This window comes from Hymenobacter aerophilus DSM 13606 (assembly GCF_000382225.1).
GTDB lineage: Bacteria > Bacteroidota > Bacteroidia > Cytophagales > Hymenobacteraceae > Hymenobacter > Hymenobacter aerophilus.
Genome location: NZ_KB907800.1, coordinates 76,159 through 93,065, shown reverse-complemented (window position 1 = coordinate 93,065; position 16,907 = coordinate 76,159). Strand labels below are relative to the sequence as shown.

Genomic DNA, 16,907 nt, shown 5'->3' with positions numbered 1-16,907 from the left:
ATGGAACTGTCAGTAATCAATAGCAAAGGCGAAGACACCGGCCGTAAGGTTACGCTGTCCGACGCCATCTTCGGCCTCGAGCCGAACGAGCACGTGATGTACCTCGACGTGAAGCAGTACTTGGCCAACCAGCGCCAGGGCACGCACAAGTCGAAGCAGCGCAACGAAGTGCACGGCACTACCAAGAAGCTGAAGAAGCAGAAAGGCACCGGCGGTGCCCGCGCCGGCTCCATGAAGTCGGGCGTATTCGTAGGCGGTGGCCGCATGTTCGGCCCGCAGCCCCGCGACTACGGCTTCAAGCTCAACAAGAAAACCAAGCGTCTGGCCCGCCTGTCGGCCCTCTCGTCGCTGGCTCAGGACGGCAAGGTATCGGTAGTGGAAAACATTACCATGTCGGCCGTGAAGACCAAGGACTTCGCCGCCATCTTGGCCGGCCTGAAGCTGAACAACGGCAAAAAGACCCTGCTCGTAACGGGCGCGGTTGAAAAGAACGTGGTCCTGTCGGCCCGCAATATTCAGCGCGTGAGCGTGGCCACTCCGGTAGCCCTCAACACCCACGACCTGCTGAACACCGATACGCTGCTGCTGTCGGAGGATGGTCTGACGGCCTTGGAACAACTCTATACCAGCGCTGAGTAATGAGCATTCTGAAAAAACCCATCGTAACGGAGAAGGCGACCAGCCTCAACGACAAAGGCCAGTATTCCTTTGACGTAGCCATCGACGCCAACAAGGTGCAGATCAAAAAGGAGATTGAGCAGCTCTACGGAGTGACCATCACCAGCATCAGCACCATGCGCACGATTGGCAAGGTGAAGTCTAAGTTCACCAAAGGCGGCTCCATCTCGGGCCGTCGCCCCCACGGCAAAAAGGCCGTGGTTACCGTGAAAGAAGGCGACATCATCGACTTCTACAGCGGCCTGTAAGCCAGTATATCTCCCGCCAAAAGTTTAAGCAAGAGTAATGGCACTCAAAAAACTAAGACCAACATCACCGGGTCAGCGCTTCCGCATCGCCCCGGCCTTCGACGAGCTTACTGCGTCGACGCCGGAGAAGTCGCTGTTGGCACCAATTAAAAACTCCGGTGGCCGTAACAACTCGGGCAAAATGTCGAACCGCTACATGGGCGGCGGACACAAAGCCCGTTACCGTATCATCGACTTCAAGCGTGACAAGGCTTCGGTGCCCGCCACGGTGAAGACGATTGAGTACGACCCCAACCGCACCGCCCGTATTGCCCTGCTGCACTACGCCGACGGTGAGAAGCGCTACATCATTGCTCCGGCCGGTTTGGCCGTCGACAGTGTAATCGTTTCGGGTTCGGGTGTGGCCCCCGAGGTAGGTAATGCCCTGCCCCTGCGCGAAATTCCGTTGGGTACGATTGTACACAACATCGAGCTGCAGCCGGGCGCCGGCGCTGCCATGGCCCGTTCGGCCGGCACCTACGCCCAGCTCGTCGCCCGCGAAGACCGCTACGCCACCCTGAAACTGCCTTCCGGCGAAATGCGGATGGTCCTCGTTACCTGCATGGCCACGGTCGGCACGGTATCCAACGGCGACCACATGAGCGTTCGTCTGGGCAAAGCCGGCCGTAACCGCTGGATGGGCCGTCGCCCACGCGTTCGTGGTGTTGCCATGAACCCCGTCGATCACCCAATGGGTGGTGGCGAAGGCAAGTCGTCGGGTGGTCACCCACGCAGCCGTAACGGTATCTTCTCGAAAGGCCAGAAGACCCGTAACAAGAACAAGTATTCCGAGCAGCTCATCGTCAACCGTAAAGGCAAGAAATAAGCAATGGCACGTTCACTGAAAAAAGGGCCGTACATTGACTTCCGGCTCGAGAAGAAAGTAACGGCAATGGAAGAATCCGGCAAAAAGTCGGTGGTGAAGACCTGGTCGCGCCGCTCGATGATTTCGCCTGACTTCGTAGGCCACACGTTCGCCGTGCACAACGGCAATAAGTTCATCCCGGTGTATGTCACGGAGAACATGGTAGGGCACAAGCTCGGTGAGTTTGCCCCGACCCGTAACTTCCGCGGCCACGTCGCCAAGAAAGATAAAGGCAAGCGCTAATTATGGAAGCAGTAGCTAAACTCCGGAACGTGCCCACCTCGCCGCGCAAGATGCGCCTGGTGGCCAACCTGGTCCGCGGTCAGAAAGTGACCCGGGCCCTCGGCCTGCTGAAATTTGAGGCCAACTCGGGTGCTCCTAAAATCGAGAAACTGCTCCTGTCGGCCCTGGCCAACTGGCAGCAGAAGAACGAGGACGAGCGCATCGAGGATGCTAATCTCTACATCAAGGAGATTTTCGTGGATGAAGGCCGCATGCTGAAGCGTCTGCGCCCCGCCCCCCAGGGCCGTGGCCACCGCATCCGTAAGCGGAGCAACCATGTAACGCTCATCATCGACACGAAAGTGGAGCCGCTCGGCAGCAAAGCCGCCGCTAAGCAGGCCGCCGAAACGATGAGCCCCGAGGCTTCGGCCGATGCTGCCCCTAAGAAGGCTGCTCGTCGTGGCACCAAGAAATCAACTGAAACCAAGGCAGAAGCCACCGCATAAGCACTATGGGACAGAAAGTAAATCCGGTTGGCTTCCGTCTGGGCGTCATTAAAGGATGGGACTCGAACTGGTACGGCGGCAAGGACTTTGCCGACAAGCTGGTTGAAGACGAGAAAATCCGCAAATATATCAACGCTCGTATCCCGAAGGGTGGCATCAGCCGCATCGTGATTGAGCGCACGCTGAAGCGCGTGACCATTACCATCAACACGGCCCGTCCGGGCGTGGTGATTGGTAAAGGCGGTGCCGAGGTGGACAAGATCAAGGACGAGCTGAAGCAGATTACCGGCAAAGACGTTCAGATCAACATTTTCGAGATTAAGCGCCCCGAGCTGGACGCCAAGCTGGTTGGCGAGAGCATCGCCCAGCAGCTGGCTGCCCGGATCTCGTTCCGTCGCGCCATGAAGATGTCGATCCAGGCCGCTATGCGTGTTGGTGCCGAAGGCATCAAGATCCAGTGCGGTGGCCGTTTGGGTGGGGCTGAAATCGCCCGCTCCGAGCAGTACAAGGAGGGCCGGACGCCGCTGCACACGCTGCGCGCCGACATCGACTACGCCCTGTCGGAAGCTCAGACGGTATATGGCAAGATCGGCATCAAGGTGTGGATCATGCGCGGTGAGGTGTTCGGCAAGCCCGACCTCTCGCCCAACCAGCAGCCCGCGGGTGGTCAGGGTGGCGACAGCCGCAACGACCGTGGCCCCCGTGGCGAGCGTGGCCCGCGCCGCGACCGGAATGACCGGGGTGGTGACAGCCGTGGTGGCGACAGCCGTGGCGGTCAGCGTCGGGGGCCGGGTGGCCCAGGCGGTGCCGGCGGTGCCAACCGGGGCGGTGGCGCACCGCGTCGCTAGTCCTCTCCCTTTCTCTCGAATTTTAAGACAGTATAACTCATGTTACAACCGAAAAGGACCAAGTATCGCAAGATGCAAAAGGGTCGCATACATGGCTTAGCCCATCGCGGCAGCTCCATCGACTTCGGTTCGTTCGCTATCAAGTCGCTGGAACAAGCGTGGATTACGGCTCGCCAGATTGAGGCTGCCCGTATCGCCATGACCCGCGCCATGAAGCGCGAAGGTCAGGTATGGATTCGCATTTTCCCCGACAAGCCCATTACCAAGAAGCCCGCTGAAGTGCGGATGGGTAAGGGTAAAGGTTCGCCCGAGTATTGGGTGGCCTGCGTGAAGCCCGGCACCATCATGTTCGAATCGGACGGGGTGTCGCTGGAAGTAGCCCAGGAGTCGCTGCGCCTCGCGGCCCAGAAGCTGCCGGTGCGGACGTCGTTTGTTGTTCGTCGTGACTACGTAGAAAACAAGTAAGATGAAAAACGCCGATATCCGCAACCTCTCGCTGGAGGACCTCAAAAATCAATTGAAGACCGAGCAGACCTCGGGCCAGACCATGCGCTTCGCGCACGCCATCTCGCCGCTGGAAAACCCGCTCCGTCTGAAGCAAGCCCGCAAAAACGTCGCCCGTCTGCTGACCGAGTTGAAGCGTCGCGAGAACGAGCAGGCTACAAACACTGCTAACTAACGATGGCAAACAACGAAGAACAGCAGGGCACTGCCGCTACCACTGAGCGGAACCTGCGCAAAGAAATCATCGGCCGTGTTACCTCCTCCAAGATGGACAAGTCCATCACGGTGATGGTAGAGAGCAAGATGAAGCACCCCATCTACGGCAAGTTCGTTACCAAGTCGACCAAGTTCATGGCCCACGACGAGAACAACGAATGCGGCGAAGGTGATACGGTACGCATTATGGGTACTCGTCCGCTTAGCAAAAAGAAGCGGTGGAGACTGGTTGAAATTCTAGAACGCGCCAAGTAAGATGATACAGCAAGAATCCCGTCTGACCGTCGCTGATAACAGCGGCGCCAAAGAAGTTCTCTGCATTCGTGTCCTCGGTGGCACGGGCAAGAAATACGCCAGCGTGGGCGACAAGATTGTCGTGTCCATCAAGTCGGCCATCGGCTCCGGCAACGCTAAAAAAGGCACGGTTTCCAAGGCCGTTGTGGTTCGCACGAAGAAAGAGGTACGCCGCAAGGATGGCTCTTACATTCGTTTCGACGACAACGCCGCCGTGTTGCTCAACAACAACGACGAGCCGCGTGGTACGCGCATCTTCGGCCCCGTAGCCCGCGAGCTGCGTGAGCGCCAGTTCATGAAGATTGTTTCGCTGGCTCCTGAAGTTCTCTAATCATGGCAACTAAAAAAGCAGCGCCCGCGAAACTGCACGTGAAAACCGGTGACACCGTACTGGTGATTGCCGGCGACGAGAAAGGCAAAACCGGCACCATCAAGTCGGTTAACCGTTCGACCCAGCGTGTGATCGTGGAAGGCCTGAACCTGGCAACCAAGCACAACAAACCTAGTGCGAAGAACCCCCAGGGCGGCATCACCAAGATCGAGGCCCCGATTCACGTGAGCAACGTGAAGCGTGTGGACTCGGCTAACGCCTAACCGCTCCCGACATGGCTCGTTTCAAAGAAAAATACAACAAAGAGGTAGTACCCGCGCTCCAGGAGAAATTCCAGTTCAAGAGCATTATGCAGGTACCGCGCATCACCAAAATCTGCATCAACCGCGGCATTGGCGCGGCAGTTGCCGACAAGAAGCTGGTGGATAACGGCGTGGATGAGCTGACCATCATCACCGGCCAGAAAGCTGTTCCGACCATCGCCAAGCGTTCGGTTTCGAACTTCAAGCTGCGCGAGGGTATGCCGATTGGCGCCCGCGTAACGCTGCGCGGTGAGCAGATGTACGAATTCCTCGACCGTCTGCTGACCGTGGCCCTGCCCCGGGTACGCGACTTCAAAGGCATCAACGACAAGGGCTTCGACGGCCGGGGTAACTACACCCTGGGCGTGAAAGAGCAGATCATCTTCCCGGAGATTTCGATTGACAAGATCAAGTCGATTGCCGGTATGGATATCACCTTCGTTACGACGGCCGAAAACGACGAGCAGAGCTACGAACTGCTTAAGGCCTTCGGAATGCCATTCGCCAACGCTAAGAAAGAAAACAATGGCTAAGGAAAGCATGAAAGCACGGGAACGGAAGCGCGTCGCTACCGTAGCCCGTTACGCCGAGAAGCGCAAGGCCCTGAAAGCGGCCGGCGACTACGAAGGCCTGGACAAACTGCCGCGCAATGCGTCGCCCGTGCGCCTGCACAACCGCGACAAAATCGACGGCCGTCCCCGCGGTTACATGCGTAAGTTCGGCATCAGCCGCGTACGCTTCCGCGAAATGGCTCTCGCCGGCAAAATTCCCGGCGTAACCAAGTCGAGCTGGTAAGTTAGTGTTGAATAGTTGGTAGTGAGTAGTGAGATGATGTTCGGTTGTCCGACAAGGATTTGTTGAACATCATCTCACCACTCACTGCCAACTACTCGATACTGAATTAAAATTTGGCAGGTTGCCGAAAGAAACCATTGGCCGAGCCGTCAGAAGCCGAGCCGAGTAGTCTTAACCGAAAATTTCGCTGGCTCCTTTCGGGGGCCGGTGAAATTTTCCTATCTTTGCGGCTCCCTAAAAAAGGGCGCTTCATTTTTACAATCGAATGAACACAGATCCAATTGCCGACTACCTGACCCGGGTACGCAATGCCATCAAGGCAAATCACCGGGTGGTGGAGATTCCGGCCAGCAACATCAAGAAGGAGATTACGAAAGTGCTCTACAAGAAGGGCTACATTCAGAGCTACCGCTTCGATGACGCCGCCGTGCAGGGTACGATTAAAATCGCCCTCAAGTACAACCCCACCACGAAGGTGCCGGCTATTACGAAACTGCAGCGCGTGAGCACGCCCGGTCTGCGCCAGTACGCGCACATCGGCAACATGCCCCGTGTGCTCAACGGCCTCGGTATCGCCATTCTCTCCACGTCGAAGGGCGTGATGACGGAGAAAGAGGCGAAGAACGAGAACGTGGGCGGCGAAGTGCTGTGCTACGTTTACTAATCTGAAAGGAAACAGAAACTATGTCACGCATTGGTAAACTGCCCATCAGCCTGCCCGACAACGTGCAGATTGAAGTGAGCAACGACAACAACGTAACCGTGAAGGGCCCCAAGGGCACTTTGGTGGTTCCCGTAGACCGCGACATCAACGTGGCTACTGAGGACGGCCAGTTGGTGGTAACCCGCCCCACGGAGCAGAAGCGCCACAAGGCCATGCACGGCCTGTACCGCTCGCTGCTAAGCAACGCCGTGGACGGCGTGAGCAACGGCCTCGAGAAGAAGCTGGAACTGGTAGGCGTAGGCTACAAGGCCGCCGTATCGGGCACCACGCTGGAGCTTTCGCTCGGCTACTCGCACAACATTTTCCTGGCGATGCCCGCTGAGGTAACGGCTACGGCCCTCACCGAAAAAGGTAAAAACCCCATCGTTACCCTCACCAGCATCGACAAGCAGTTGCTGGGCCAGGTAGCCGCAAAGATTCGCTCGTTGCGCAAAGTTGAGCCCTACAAAGGCAAAGGCGTGCGTTTCGTGGGTGAGCAGATTCGTCGTAAGGCTGGTAAAACGGCTTCGAAATAATAACGCACCATGGCTTTCGATAAAGCAACTAGAAGAAAACGGATCCAGCGCATCATCCGCACTAAGGTGGCTGGCACGTCCGAGCGTCCGCGTTTGTCGGTGTTCCGCAGCAATACGGGCATTTATGCTCAGATTATTGACGACACCACCGGCCACACGCTGGCGTCTGCTTCCTCGAAGCACGTTTTGGTGGAAGGGGGCAACGGAGTCGCCCTCGCCGCCGCAGTCGGCAAAGAGCTTGCCGCCCGTGCTACTGGAAAAGGAATTTCGAAAGTGGTATTTGACCGTTCCGGTTACCTCTACCACGGCCGCGTAAAATCATTGGCAGAAGGAGCCCGCGAAGGCGGCCTCAATTTCTAATCTATCATCATGGCAGAATTCAACAACGGCCCTCGTGGTGGCGGTAACGACCGCGGCGGCAACGACCGTCGTGGTGGTGGCAATGACCGTCGCGGCGGCAACGACCGCAACAAAGACAACGATTCGCGCACCGGCGACTCCGACCTGAAAGAGAAAGTAGTAGCTATCAACCGCGTTGCCAAAGTGGTAAAGGGTGGTCGTCGCTTCAGCTTCTCGGCCATCGTGGTAGTAGGTGACGGCAAAGGCACCGTAGGCTACGGCCTCGGCAAAGCCAACGAAGTAACTGACGCCATTGCCAAAGGCATTGACGACGCGAAGAAGAACCTGGTGAAGGTACCGATGTACAAGCACACGGTTCCGCACAAGATGGAAGGCAAGTACTCGGGTGGTTTCGTGCTGGTTCAGCCGGCCGCCGAAGGTACGGGTGTAATTGCGGGCGGTGCTATGCGTGCCGTGTTCGAAAGCGCCGGTATCAAAGACGTACTGGCTAAGTCGAAAGGCTCGTCGAACCCCCACAACGTGGTAAAGGCTACCTTCGATGCCCTGCTGAAAATGCGCGACCCGATGCAGATTGCGCAGGCTCGTGGCATCACCCTCGCCCAAGTTTTTAACGGATAAGAAACGATGGCGCAGATCCAAATCAAACTCGTAAGAAGCGTTATCGACCGCCCCGAGCGGCAGAAGCGCACCGTGCAGGCCCTGGGCCTCGGCAAAATGAACAGCACCCGCACCGTGGAAAACACGCCTGAGGTGGCTGGCATGATTAAAGCCGTTCAGCACCTGTTGGAAGTAACCGAACTCTAGGAATCTCCCGAATATGAATCTCAGCAATCTTCAGCCCGCCATTGGCTCCACTCGCAATGTAAAGCGCGTGGGCCGTGGTACGGGTTCCGGCCGCGGCGGCACATCGACGCGCGGTCACAAAGGTGCCAAGTCCCGCTCGGGTTACTCCAAGAAGTCGGGTTTCGAAGGCGGCCAGATGCCCCTGCAGCGTCGGGTGCCTAAGTTTGGCTTCAAGAACATCAACCGCATCGAGTACAAAGCCGTCAACCTCGACGTGCTGGCAGCTCTGGCGGAAGGTGGCGCTACTACCTTCGACGCGGCCTACTTCGTAAATGCCGGTCTGGCTTCGAAGAGCGCCAAAATCAAGGTTCTGGGTCGCGGTGAAATCACCACGGCACTGGAAGTACACGCCCACGCATTCTCGAAGTCGGCTGTTGAAGCCATCGAGAAGGCTGGCGGTAAGGCCGTGACGCTTTAAGCACTGAAAGCAGCAATGAAAAAACTTATCGAGTCGATAAAGAATGTATTTGCGATTGAGGATCTGCGTACGCGGATTCTCAATACGCTTTTTTTCATTGCCATCTACCGGCTGGGCTCTTTTGTAGTGTTGCCGGGTGTCGATCCTACCCGGCTGAAAGCCGGTGCCTCCGGCGTACTCGGTATTCTCGACACGCTGCTGGGTGGTGCATTCAGCCACGCCTCTATTTTCGCGCTGGGCATCATGCCCTATATCTCGGCCTCTATTGTACTGCAGCTGCTCACTATTGCAGTGCCGTACTTCCAGAAGCTGCAGAAGGAAGGCGAGTCGGGCCGCAACAAGATCAACCAGTACACCCGCATCCTCACGATTCCAATTGTGGCGGCGCAGTCGGTGGGCTTTATTGCCACCATCAACGCCGAAGCCATCATGAATCCCGGCGTGTTCTTTACCGTTTCGACGGCGCTCATTGTTACGGCCGGAACCCTGTTCTGTATGTGGCTGGGTGAGAAGATTACCGACAAGGGGATTGGCAACGGTATTTCGATGCTGATTATGATCGGTATTGTATCCCGACTGCCTGGTGCCCTGATCGGTGAGGCTACGGCCCGCTCGATGCGCGGTTCGCTGGTGTTTCTGATTGAAATGGCCGTCCTGTTCATCGTAGTTATGGCCGTTATCATCCTCACGCAGGCCGTGCGGCAGATTCCGGTGCAATACGCCAAGCAGGTGGGCGGCGCGGCGTCGCTCAGCTCGCAGCGTCAGTACATCCCGATGAAAGTGAATGCGGCCGGCGTCATGCCGATCATTTTCGCTCAGTCGCTGATGTTCGTGCCGGCCATTGCGGCTTCGGCCTGGAACAAGGACAGCGAAGCCGCTACCATGATTGGTACCTGGTTCCAGCCCAACCACGTGGTGTACAACGTCGTGTTCGGTCTGTTGATTGTGGTTTTCACCTACTTCTACACGGCCATCAGCGTCAACCCCAACCAGATTGCGGACGACCTGAAGCGGAGCGGCGGATTCATTCCCGGCGTGAAGCCTGGTCGGGATACGTCGGAGTTCATCGATGAGGTGCTGACCCGCATTACCCTACCCGGCGCCGTGGCGTTGGCAATCATTGCCATTCTGCCTGCTATTGCTACCGTGGCTGGCGTTACCGGGCCTTTCGCCCAGTTCTATGGCGGCACGTCGCTCATCATTATGGTGGGCGTGGTACTCGATACCATGAACCAAGTGAAAAGCTACCTGCTCATGCGTCAGTACGACAGCATGATGAAGACCGGCAAAACCCGGGGCCGTTCGCAGAACATCGCTCTGGCTTCGTAAGCAATGATATTTTACAAAACCGAGGAGGAAATCGACCTGATGAAAGCCAGCGCGAAAGTGCTGGCGCAGGCGCACGGCGAAGTGGCCAAGCTTATCGGCGAAGGCGTAACTACCCGGGCACTGGATCAGCGGGCCGAGGAGTTTATCCGCGACAATGGGGGTTCGCCCTCGTTCAAGGGATACAACGGCTTCGAGTACAGCCTGTGCATCTCGCCTAATTCGGTGGTGGTGCATGGCTTCCCGGGCGATTACGTGCTGAAAAGCGGCGACATCGTCTCGATTGACTGCGGTGTTCAGCTCAACGGTTACCACTCTGATAGTGCTTACACTTACCCGGTAGGGGAGGTGGCCCCGGAAGTGCTGACGTTGCTGGACGAAACCAAGAAGTCGCTTTACCTCGGCATCGAGCAAGCCGTAGTGGGCAACCGCCTCGGCGACGTGAGCTACGCCATCCAGAACTACGTGGAGAAGCGCGGCTACGGCGTGGTGCGGGAGTTGGTCGGCCACGGCATCGGCCAGAAGCTGCACGAGCGACCTGATATGCCGAACTACGGGAAGCGTGGTTCGGGTATCAAACTGCAAAGTGGGCTTACCCTAGCCATCGAGCCGATGGTAAATTTGGGAACAAAGAACGTCGTGTTCGAAAAGGATGGCTGGACTATCCGCACCAAGGATAATAAACCCTCGGCGCACTTTGAGCACACAATTGTTGTTCGCAAAGACAAGGCAGAAATTCTGACCTCCTTCGATTACATAGAACAAGCCTTACAGGCCAAAACCTTATAGTAGCCATATGGCCAAACAAACTTCCATTGAGCAGGACGGTACCATCCTGGAAGCCCTATCCAACGCCATGTTCCGCGTGGAGCTGGAAAACGGACACCAGCTGATTGCCCACATTTCGGGCAAGATGCGGATGCACTACATCAAAATCCTGCCGGGAGATAAGGTGAAACTCGAAATGTCGCCCTACGATTTGTCGAAGGGCCGTATCGTGTACCGCTACAAGTAAGGGTCGGGGGGACTTGGGGTCCGGGAAACTGGGTTGAGCTTCAACCACGTTGTTCGGCTTCCAGTACAAACTCAGACCCGCTGAACCGCAGACCCTAACCACTCACTACCATGAAAGTAAAAACGTCCATCAAGAAGCGTAGCGCTGATTGCAAGCTTATCCGCCGCAAGGGCAAGCTCTACATCATCAACAAAAAGAACCCCCGCTATAAGCAGCGTCAGGGGTAATTATTGGAAATTGGGGTCTTGGTCGGAAGAGCACGGCAGCTTGCTGGGTGCTTCGACCGGCGCCATCAGCCGCTAAACCCCCAGGACCCTAATCCGCCAACAACCCAAACTCATCACATGGCTCGTATTGCAGGGGTAGACATCCCAGACAACAAGCGCGGCGAAATCTCGCTGACCTACATTTTCGGCATCGGCAAGGCGTCGGCTCAGCAAATTCTCTCGAAGGCAGGTGTTGACCTGAACAAGAAAGTGAAGGACTGGACCGAAGAGGAAGCCGGCGAAATCCGGAGCATCATCGCCAGTACGTACAAGACGGAAGGTGTTCTGCGTTCGGAAGTGCAGCTCAACATCAAGCGGCTCATGGACATCGGTTGCTACCGCGGTCTGCGTCACCGTAAGGGTCTGCCCGTTCGCGGTCAGCGCACCAAAAACAACTCGCGTACCCGCAAGGGCAAGCGCAAGACGGTTGCTGGTAAGAAAAAAGCCACTAAATAATCTGTAGCGGGAATCAGGCTGATGGGTTGCGAATAGCTTTCAGCCTAACACCTTCCGCAGTAATTTTTGCGATAACCAAATGGCACAGAAAAGAAAAGACAAAGCCAAGAAGCGCGTTGTCGTTGTTGAGCCCGTAGGGCAGGTCCACATCAAGGCCTCGTTCAACAACATCATCATCTCCATCACCAACAACAATGGCCAGGTAATTTCTTGGGCTTCGGCTGGTAAGATGGGATTCCGGGGTTCGAAGAAGAACACCCCCTACGCCGCCCAAATGGCGATGTCGGATGCCGGCAAAGTAGCCCACGACCTGGGTATGCGCAAGGCAGAGGTGTTCGTGAAGGGTCCGGGTGCGGGCCGCGAGTCGGCTATCCGGACGCTGGGTAACGTGGGCATCGAGGTAACGACCATCAAGGACGTAACGCCGCTGCCCCACAACGGCTGCCGCCCTCCTAAGCGTCGTCGCGTTTAGTTTAGCCCACCGCGCCGGCCGGCTAGGCCGCGCCCCCATCAACCCCCAACAACTCCGAAATGGCACGTTATACTGGTCCTAAAACCAAGATTGCCCGTCGCTTCAATGAGCCGATTTTCGGCCCCAGCAAGGCACTCACCAAAAAAGCATACCCTCCCGGCCAGCATGGCCGTGGTCGTCGTAAGAAGCAGAGCGAGTACGCCCTCCAGCTGATGGAGAAGCAGAAAGTGAAGTACATGTACGGCATGCTCGAAAAGCAGTTCGAGAACCTGTTCCACAAAGCCGCTGCTGCTCCCGGTATTACCGGCGACAACCTGCTGGCTGCCCTGGAATCGCGCCTCGACAACACGGTGTACCGTTTGGGCATTGCCCCTACGCGTCGCGCCGCCCGTCAGCTGGTGTTGCACAAGCACATCACCGTAAACGGCGAGATTGTGAACATCGCTTCGTACAAGCTCCGCGCCGGCGACATCGTGGCCGTTCGCGAGAAGTCGAAGTCGCTGGAAGCCATCACCACGAGCCTGAGCGCCCGCAATGCCCGCGCTTTCGCGTGGCTGGAGTGGGACGGCAAGGACATGGTGGGCAAGTTCCTCAATGCGCCTTCGCGCGAGCTGATTCCGGAGACCATCACCGAGCAGCTCATCGTCGAACTGTACTCGAAGTAATCAACGAAGCGGTCCGGACGCCCGGACCGCTCGTTGGCTTCGCCGCTTTTTTATTGATTTCAGGTATTGGGTATTGGGTATCAGGCCGCTGCAAACGCATCCTTTTACCTGATACCTTTTACTCAATACTAACCAACCGCCCCACTTATGTCAATCTTAGCTTTTCAAATGCCGGAGAAAGTGGTGATGGAGAAATCCGACGACTTCTACGGCACGTTTGAATTCAAACCGCTGGAGAAAGGCTACGGCGTCACGATCGGCAACGCACTGCGCCGCATCCTGCTGTCGTCGCTGGAGGGCTACGCCATCACCTCGGTGCGCACCAACAGCGTGCTGCACGAGTTCATGACCATCGAAGGCGTGCTGGAAGATATGTCCGAAATCATCCTCAACCTGAAGCAGATTCGCTTCAAGAAGGTGAGCGATGCCATCGAAGACAAAATCACCGTCCGCATCAAAGGCCAGGAGTCGTTCAAGGCCGGCGACATCAACAACTTCACCAACGGTTTCGAAGTGCTTAACACCGACATGGTGATTTGCCACGTGGATCCCGGAACGGAACTGGAGTTCGAGTTCACCATCCAGAAGGGCCGTGGTTACGTGCCCGCGGAGGAGAACAAGCCGCTCGACCAGGTATTCGGCCAGATTGCCATTGATGCCATCTTCACGCCCATCAAGAACGTGAAGTACAGCGTGGAGAACACCCGCGTAGAGCAGAAGACCGACTACGAGAAGCTCGTTATCGAGATTCACACCGACGGTTCGATTCATCCGGAGGAGGCCCTGAAAGGTGCCGCCAACATCCTGATTCAGCACTTCATGCTGTTCTCCGACAGCACCATGACCTTCGAGACAGTGAAAGCCGAGGAGGAGGAAATCGTGGACGAGGAGACGCTGCACATGCGCAAGGTGCTGAAGACGCCGCTGGCCGACATGGACCTGAGCGTGCGGGCCTACAACTGCCTCAAGGCCGCCGACATCAAGAGCCTCGGCGATTTGGTGCAGCTGGATATGGCCGACATGATGAAGTTCCGCAACTTCGGTAAGAAGTCGCTCACGGAGCTGGAAAATCTCGTGGAGGAGAAGGGCCTTACCTTCGGCATGGACCTGGGCAAGTACAAGCTCGACGAAGAATAGTCGCCCAACGAAAAAATGTGCTGACTGTGGATGGATGCCTCGCGCATAATTCACGGCAGCACATTTTTCGTGGCTGACTATTGCGTACATTTGCAGACTTTTTCACTTTTCTCATAGTGCGCCCCCGGGGCAACGGTTCTAATGAGAAGGCCACCGTAAGGTGCTTTCCGCCGTGGTCGTTGTCCGCAAGCGCACATTTTTTTCTTTTATATGCGTCACGGTAAATCTTTCAACCATCTCGGCCGCACCACCTCGCACCGCCACGCGATGCTGGCTAACATGGCCAACTCGCTCATTCTGCACAAGCGCATCACCACCACGGTAGCCAAGGCCAAGGCCCTGCGCCAGTACGTGGAGCCCCTGCTGACCAAAGCCAAGAACGACACGACGCACTCGCGCCGCCTCGTTTTCTCGACCCTGGGCCAGAAAGAGGTGCTGAAAGAGCTGTTTGATAACGTAGCAGCCAAGATTGCCGGTCGTCCCGGTGGCTACACCCGCATCATCAAGCTCAGCCAGAACCGCCTCGGTGACAACGCCGAGATGTGCATCATCGAGCTGGTTGACTTCAACGACACCATGCTGGAAGCCAAGAACGCCGGCGAAGCCAAAGCTACGACCCGTCGTTCACGTCGCGGCGGCAAGAAGGCCGATGCTACCACTACCGAAGGCGATTCGTCGGCTGAAGTAGTAGCTGAAGCTAAGCCTGCCAAGACGGCCAAAGCTGCCACCACGGAGGTTTCGGCCCCCGAGGACACCGACACGGAGACGCTGCACAACGGCGAGACCCGCGAGGAGAAGGCCGCTGAGTAGTTAGCTCTGCTTGCCAGAATTGAAGAAGGCCCGCCATTCGGCGGGCCTTTTTTTGTGAAGTAGGTGAGTGGGTTGCATCGTAACATCGAGGTGAAACGTCGGGGATACTATTTACCTTGCGGGACGATGGCCGTAAAGCCGTTTTCTAATCTGTAATTCCTTTCATCAACCCCTTTCGCTCATGAGCATTATCACCGAAATCCACGCGCGCCAGATATTTGATTCGCGCGGCAACCCGACCGTGGAAGTGGATGTAACCACCGACAGCGGCACTGTGGGCCGCGCCGCCGTACCCAGCGGCGCCAGCACCGGCAAGCACGAGGCCGTGGAGTTGCGCGACAACGATAAGGACCGCTACATGGGCAAAGGTGTGCTGCAGGCGGTGGAAAACGTGAACACAACGATTGCCGAGGAACTGGTGGGCTTTTCGGTGTTCGAGCAGGGCCTGCTCGACAAGATTATGTGCGAGCTCGATGGTACGCCCAACAAGGCCAACCTGGGGGCCAACGCCATTCTGGGCGTGTCGCTGGCTGCGGCCCGCGCCGCGGCAGCCGAAGCGGGTATGCCGCTGTATCGCTACGTAGGCGGCGTAAATGCCACCACGCTGCCCGTGCCGATGATGAACATCCTCAACGGCGGCTCACACGCCGACAACAGCATCGACTTCCAGGAGTTCATGATTATGCCGGTGGGCGCCAGCAGCTTCTCGGAAGCGCTACGCTGGGGCACCGAAATCTTCCATCACCTGAAGGAAGTGCTCAAGAAGCAGGGTTTCAGCACCAACGTAGGCGACGAAGGCGGCTTTGCTCCCAACATCAAGAGCAACGAAGACGCCATCAAGATCGTGCTCCAGGCTATCGAGAAGGCCGGCTACAAGCCCGGCGACGACGTGATGATTGCCATGGATGCCGCGGCTTCGGAGTTCTATTCCGATGGCCACTACCACTTCAAGAAGAGCACCGGCGACAAGCTGACCTCATCGGAAATGGTGAGCTACTGGACCGACTGGACCAAAAAGTACCCCATTATCAGCATCGAGGATGGCATGGACGAGGACGACTGGAGCGGCTGGAAGGACCTCACTAACAGCATCGGCAAAACCACCCAGCTCGTGGGCGACGACCTGTTCGTAACCAATGTCGACCGCCTGCAGCGCGGCATCGACGAGCAGATTGCCAACGCCATCCTCATCAAGGTAAACCAGATTGGCACGCTCTCCGAAACCATCGACGCCATCAACCTGGGCCGCCGCAATGGCTACAAGAGCATTATGAGCCACCGTTCGGGCGAAACCGAGGACAACACGATTGCCGACCTGGCCGTGGCCCTCAACACCGGCCAGATCAAGACCGGCTCGGCCTCGCGCTCCGACCGGATGTCGAAGTACAACCAGCTGCTGCGCATTGAGGAAGAGCTAGGCGAAGTGGCTTACTTCCCCGGCCGCCTCATGTAAATCACTGATTAACGCTGATTTTTTCGCTGATTACGCTGATTTTTATGTTCAGCGTGCCAAACGGTACCGTTCCCTGAGGGCGGTACCGTTTTGGGTTTCAGGAGTTGGGGTAGGACGGAATTAGTGGGAGAAGAAGCGCGGCGAACTAGGCAGATACCGGGCAGATACTGGGCAGATACTGGGCAGATACCGGCAATTGCCCGGAATGCCGCATCTTTGTTGTGCTGACGCCGGCATCTGCGTAATCAGCGAAAAATCAGCGGAAATCTGTGATTTATGAGGATTGGCGAACTGTTTGAGCGGGTGCCGCGGTGGCTGCGGAGCTTCTATTTCCTGACCGGACTAGCGTTTCTGGTCTGGATGTTCCTGTTTGATGCCAACGACCTGGTGCGACAGTACGACATGTACGCCAAGCTGCAGGAGCTGCAGGGCGACCGGGAGTACTACCTGCGCGAAATCGAGAAGGTGAAGAAAGACCGCGCCGAACTGCTGAGCAGCCCCGAACTGCTGGAGAAGTTCGCCCGCGAGAAGTACATCATGAAGCGGCCGGGCGAAGACGTATTCGTGCTCGTGCCTCAGGATAGGGACTAGCGAAGGGG

28 protein-coding genes and 2 pseudogenes are annotated in these 16,907 nt (G+C 57.0%); all 30 read left to right on the top strand.

The genetic code is table 11. The annotated features are described in order from the left end of the window. The gene (gene rplD / locus H145_RS0100500; RefSeq protein ID WP_019946173.1) at nucleotides 1-639 is read left to right on the top strand and encodes a 50S ribosomal protein L4; all 639 of its coding nucleotides are present in this window, start codon (nucleotides 1-3) and stop codon (nucleotides 637-639) included. Then, a complete protein-coding gene (rplW, locus tag H145_RS0100495) occupies nucleotides 639-926 on the top strand; it encodes a 50S ribosomal protein L23 (protein ID WP_019946172.1) in 288 nt (95 codons plus the stop codon). Before rplD ends, rplW begins: the two co-directional genes overlap by 1 nt. A 37-nt stretch (nucleotides 927-963) precedes the next feature. Beyond that, on the top strand, nucleotides 964-1,791 hold the full coding sequence (rplB, locus tag H145_RS0100490) for a 50S ribosomal protein L2 (protein ID WP_026351161.1): 828 nt from the start codon (nucleotides 964-966) through the stop codon (nucleotides 1,789-1,791). 3 nt (nucleotides 1,792-1,794) lie between these two features. Continuing rightward, on the top strand, nucleotides 1,795-2,073 hold the full coding sequence (gene rpsS, locus H145_RS0100485; RefSeq protein ID WP_019946170.1) for a 30S ribosomal protein S19: 279 nt from the start codon (nucleotides 1,795-1,797) through the stop codon (nucleotides 2,071-2,073). A gap of 2 nt (nucleotides 2,074-2,075) precedes the next feature. After that, nucleotides 2,076-2,411: pseudogene (gene rplV / locus H145_RS19320) on the top strand (50S ribosomal protein L22); the annotation flags it as partial. Nucleotides 2,412-2,563: 152 nt separating this feature from the next. Beyond that, entirely contained in the window at nucleotides 2,564-3,406 is an 843-nt protein-coding gene (gene rpsC, locus H145_RS0100475) for a 30S ribosomal protein S3 (protein WP_019946168.1), read from the top strand. Between the two features lie 39 nt (nucleotides 3,407-3,445). Further along, nucleotides 3,446-3,871: a 50S ribosomal protein L16 gene (gene rplP / locus H145_RS0100470; RefSeq protein ID WP_019946167.1), complete on the top strand. Its 426-nt coding sequence runs from the start codon at nucleotides 3,446-3,448 to the stop codon at nucleotides 3,869-3,871. A 1-nt stretch (nucleotide 3,872) separates the two neighbouring features. Continuing rightward, the gene (gene rpmC, locus H145_RS0100465; RefSeq protein WP_019946166.1) at nucleotides 3,873-4,085 is read left to right on the top strand and encodes a 50S ribosomal protein L29; all 213 of its coding nucleotides are present in this window, start codon (nucleotides 3,873-3,875) and stop codon (nucleotides 4,083-4,085) included. Between the two features lie 2 nt (nucleotides 4,086-4,087). Beyond that, a complete protein-coding gene (gene rpsQ / locus H145_RS0100460; RefSeq protein ID WP_019946165.1) occupies nucleotides 4,088-4,381 on the top strand; it encodes a 30S ribosomal protein S17 in 294 nt (97 codons plus the stop codon). Nucleotide 4,382: 1 nt separating this feature from the next. Continuing rightward, nucleotides 4,383-4,751, top strand: a complete 369-nt coding sequence (gene rplN, locus H145_RS0100455) for a 50S ribosomal protein L14 (RefSeq protein ID WP_019946164.1) — start codon at nucleotides 4,383-4,385, stop codon at nucleotides 4,749-4,751. 2 nt (nucleotides 4,752-4,753) lie between these two features. Continuing rightward, nucleotides 4,754-4,999 (top strand): annotated as a pseudogene (gene rplX, locus H145_RS0100450) (50S ribosomal protein L24); the annotation flags it as partial. Between the two features lie 26 nt (nucleotides 5,000-5,025). Further along, a complete protein-coding gene (rplE, locus tag H145_RS0100445) occupies nucleotides 5,026-5,586 on the top strand; it encodes a 50S ribosomal protein L5 (RefSeq protein ID WP_019946162.1) in 561 nt (186 codons plus the stop codon). Further along, on the top strand, nucleotides 5,579-5,848 hold the full coding sequence (rpsN, locus tag H145_RS0100440; RefSeq protein WP_019946161.1) for a 30S ribosomal protein S14: 270 nt from the start codon (nucleotides 5,579-5,581) through the stop codon (nucleotides 5,846-5,848). The genes rplE and rpsN overlap by 8 nt, the downstream gene beginning before the upstream one ends. Before the next feature lie 265 nt (nucleotides 5,849-6,113). Then, nucleotides 6,114-6,512, top strand: coding sequence for a 30S ribosomal protein S8 (gene rpsH / locus H145_RS0100435; protein WP_019946160.1), 399 nt, complete (start codon nucleotides 6,114-6,116; stop codon nucleotides 6,510-6,512). A 20-nt stretch (nucleotides 6,513-6,532) separates the two neighbouring features. Further along, nucleotides 6,533-7,087: a 50S ribosomal protein L6 gene (gene rplF / locus H145_RS0100430; protein WP_019946159.1), complete on the top strand. Its 555-nt coding sequence runs from the start codon at nucleotides 6,533-6,535 to the stop codon at nucleotides 7,085-7,087. Between the two features lie 9 nt (nucleotides 7,088-7,096). Continuing rightward, nucleotides 7,097-7,447: a 50S ribosomal protein L18 gene (gene rplR, locus H145_RS0100425; RefSeq protein WP_019946158.1), complete on the top strand. Its 351-nt coding sequence runs from the start codon at nucleotides 7,097-7,099 to the stop codon at nucleotides 7,445-7,447. Nucleotides 7,448-7,456: 9 nt separating this feature from the next. After that, entirely contained in the window at nucleotides 7,457-8,065 is a 609-nt protein-coding gene (gene rpsE, locus H145_RS0100420; RefSeq protein ID WP_019946157.1) for a 30S ribosomal protein S5, read from the top strand. Between the two features lie 6 nt (nucleotides 8,066-8,071). After that, entirely contained in the window at nucleotides 8,072-8,251 is a 180-nt protein-coding gene (rpmD, locus tag H145_RS0100415) for a 50S ribosomal protein L30 (protein WP_019946156.1), read from the top strand. Between the two features lie 13 nt (nucleotides 8,252-8,264). Next, nucleotides 8,265-8,708 carry a 50S ribosomal protein L15 gene (gene rplO / locus H145_RS0100410; RefSeq protein WP_019946155.1) on the top strand — a complete coding sequence of 148 codons (444 nt, stop codon included), beginning with the start codon at nucleotides 8,265-8,267 and terminating at the stop codon, nucleotides 8,706-8,708. A 15-nt stretch (nucleotides 8,709-8,723) separates the two neighbouring features. Further along, on the top strand, nucleotides 8,724-10,037 hold the full coding sequence (gene secY, locus H145_RS0100405; RefSeq protein ID WP_019946154.1) for a preprotein translocase subunit SecY: 1,314 nt from the start codon (nucleotides 8,724-8,726) through the stop codon (nucleotides 10,035-10,037). A gap of 3 nt (nucleotides 10,038-10,040) precedes the next feature. Further along, the gene (gene map / locus H145_RS0100400; protein WP_019946153.1) at nucleotides 10,041-10,823 is read left to right on the top strand and encodes a type I methionyl aminopeptidase; all 783 of its coding nucleotides are present in this window, start codon (nucleotides 10,041-10,043) and stop codon (nucleotides 10,821-10,823) included. Between the two features lie 7 nt (nucleotides 10,824-10,830). Continuing rightward, nucleotides 10,831-11,049, top strand: coding sequence for a translation initiation factor IF-1 (gene infA, locus H145_RS0100395; RefSeq protein ID WP_019946152.1), 219 nt, complete (start codon nucleotides 10,831-10,833; stop codon nucleotides 11,047-11,049). Nucleotides 11,050-11,159: 110 nt separating this feature from the next. Continuing rightward, nucleotides 11,160-11,276 carry a 50S ribosomal protein L36 gene (gene rpmJ / locus H145_RS0100390; protein WP_019946151.1) on the top strand — a complete coding sequence of 39 codons (117 nt, stop codon included), beginning with the start codon at nucleotides 11,160-11,162 and terminating at the stop codon, nucleotides 11,274-11,276. Between the two features lie 117 nt (nucleotides 11,277-11,393). Further along, nucleotides 11,394-11,771: a 30S ribosomal protein S13 gene (rpsM, locus tag H145_RS0100385; protein WP_019946150.1), complete on the top strand. Its 378-nt coding sequence runs from the start codon at nucleotides 11,394-11,396 to the stop codon at nucleotides 11,769-11,771. 79 nt (nucleotides 11,772-11,850) lie between these two features. Continuing rightward, nucleotides 11,851-12,243, top strand: coding sequence for a 30S ribosomal protein S11 (gene rpsK / locus H145_RS0100380; protein ID WP_019946149.1), 393 nt, complete (start codon nucleotides 11,851-11,853; stop codon nucleotides 12,241-12,243). Nucleotides 12,244-12,302: 59 nt separating this feature from the next. Further along, nucleotides 12,303-12,908 (top strand): 30S ribosomal protein S4, encoded by a 606-nt coding sequence (gene rpsD / locus H145_RS0100375; protein ID WP_026351159.1) that lies wholly within the window; start codon nucleotides 12,303-12,305, stop codon nucleotides 12,906-12,908. A 147-nt stretch (nucleotides 12,909-13,055) separates the two neighbouring features. Beyond that, nucleotides 13,056-14,045, top strand: a complete 990-nt coding sequence (locus tag H145_RS0100370) for a DNA-directed RNA polymerase subunit alpha (RefSeq protein WP_026351158.1) — start codon at nucleotides 13,056-13,058, stop codon at nucleotides 14,043-14,045. 210 nt (nucleotides 14,046-14,255) lie between these two features. Beyond that, nucleotides 14,256-14,855: a 50S ribosomal protein L17 gene (gene rplQ / locus H145_RS0100365; RefSeq protein ID WP_019946146.1), complete on the top strand. Its 600-nt coding sequence runs from the start codon at nucleotides 14,256-14,258 to the stop codon at nucleotides 14,853-14,855. Nucleotides 14,856-15,036: 181 nt separating this feature from the next. Further along, nucleotides 15,037-16,308 (top strand): phosphopyruvate hydratase, encoded by a 1,272-nt coding sequence (gene eno / locus H145_RS0100360; RefSeq protein ID WP_019946145.1) that lies wholly within the window; start codon nucleotides 15,037-15,039, stop codon nucleotides 16,306-16,308. Nucleotides 16,309-16,584: 276 nt separating this feature from the next. Further along, nucleotides 16,585-16,899, top strand: a complete 315-nt coding sequence (locus H145_RS0100355; RefSeq protein WP_019946144.1) for an FtsB family cell division protein — start codon at nucleotides 16,585-16,587, stop codon at nucleotides 16,897-16,899. Nucleotides 16,900-16,907: the final 8 nt, after the last annotated feature.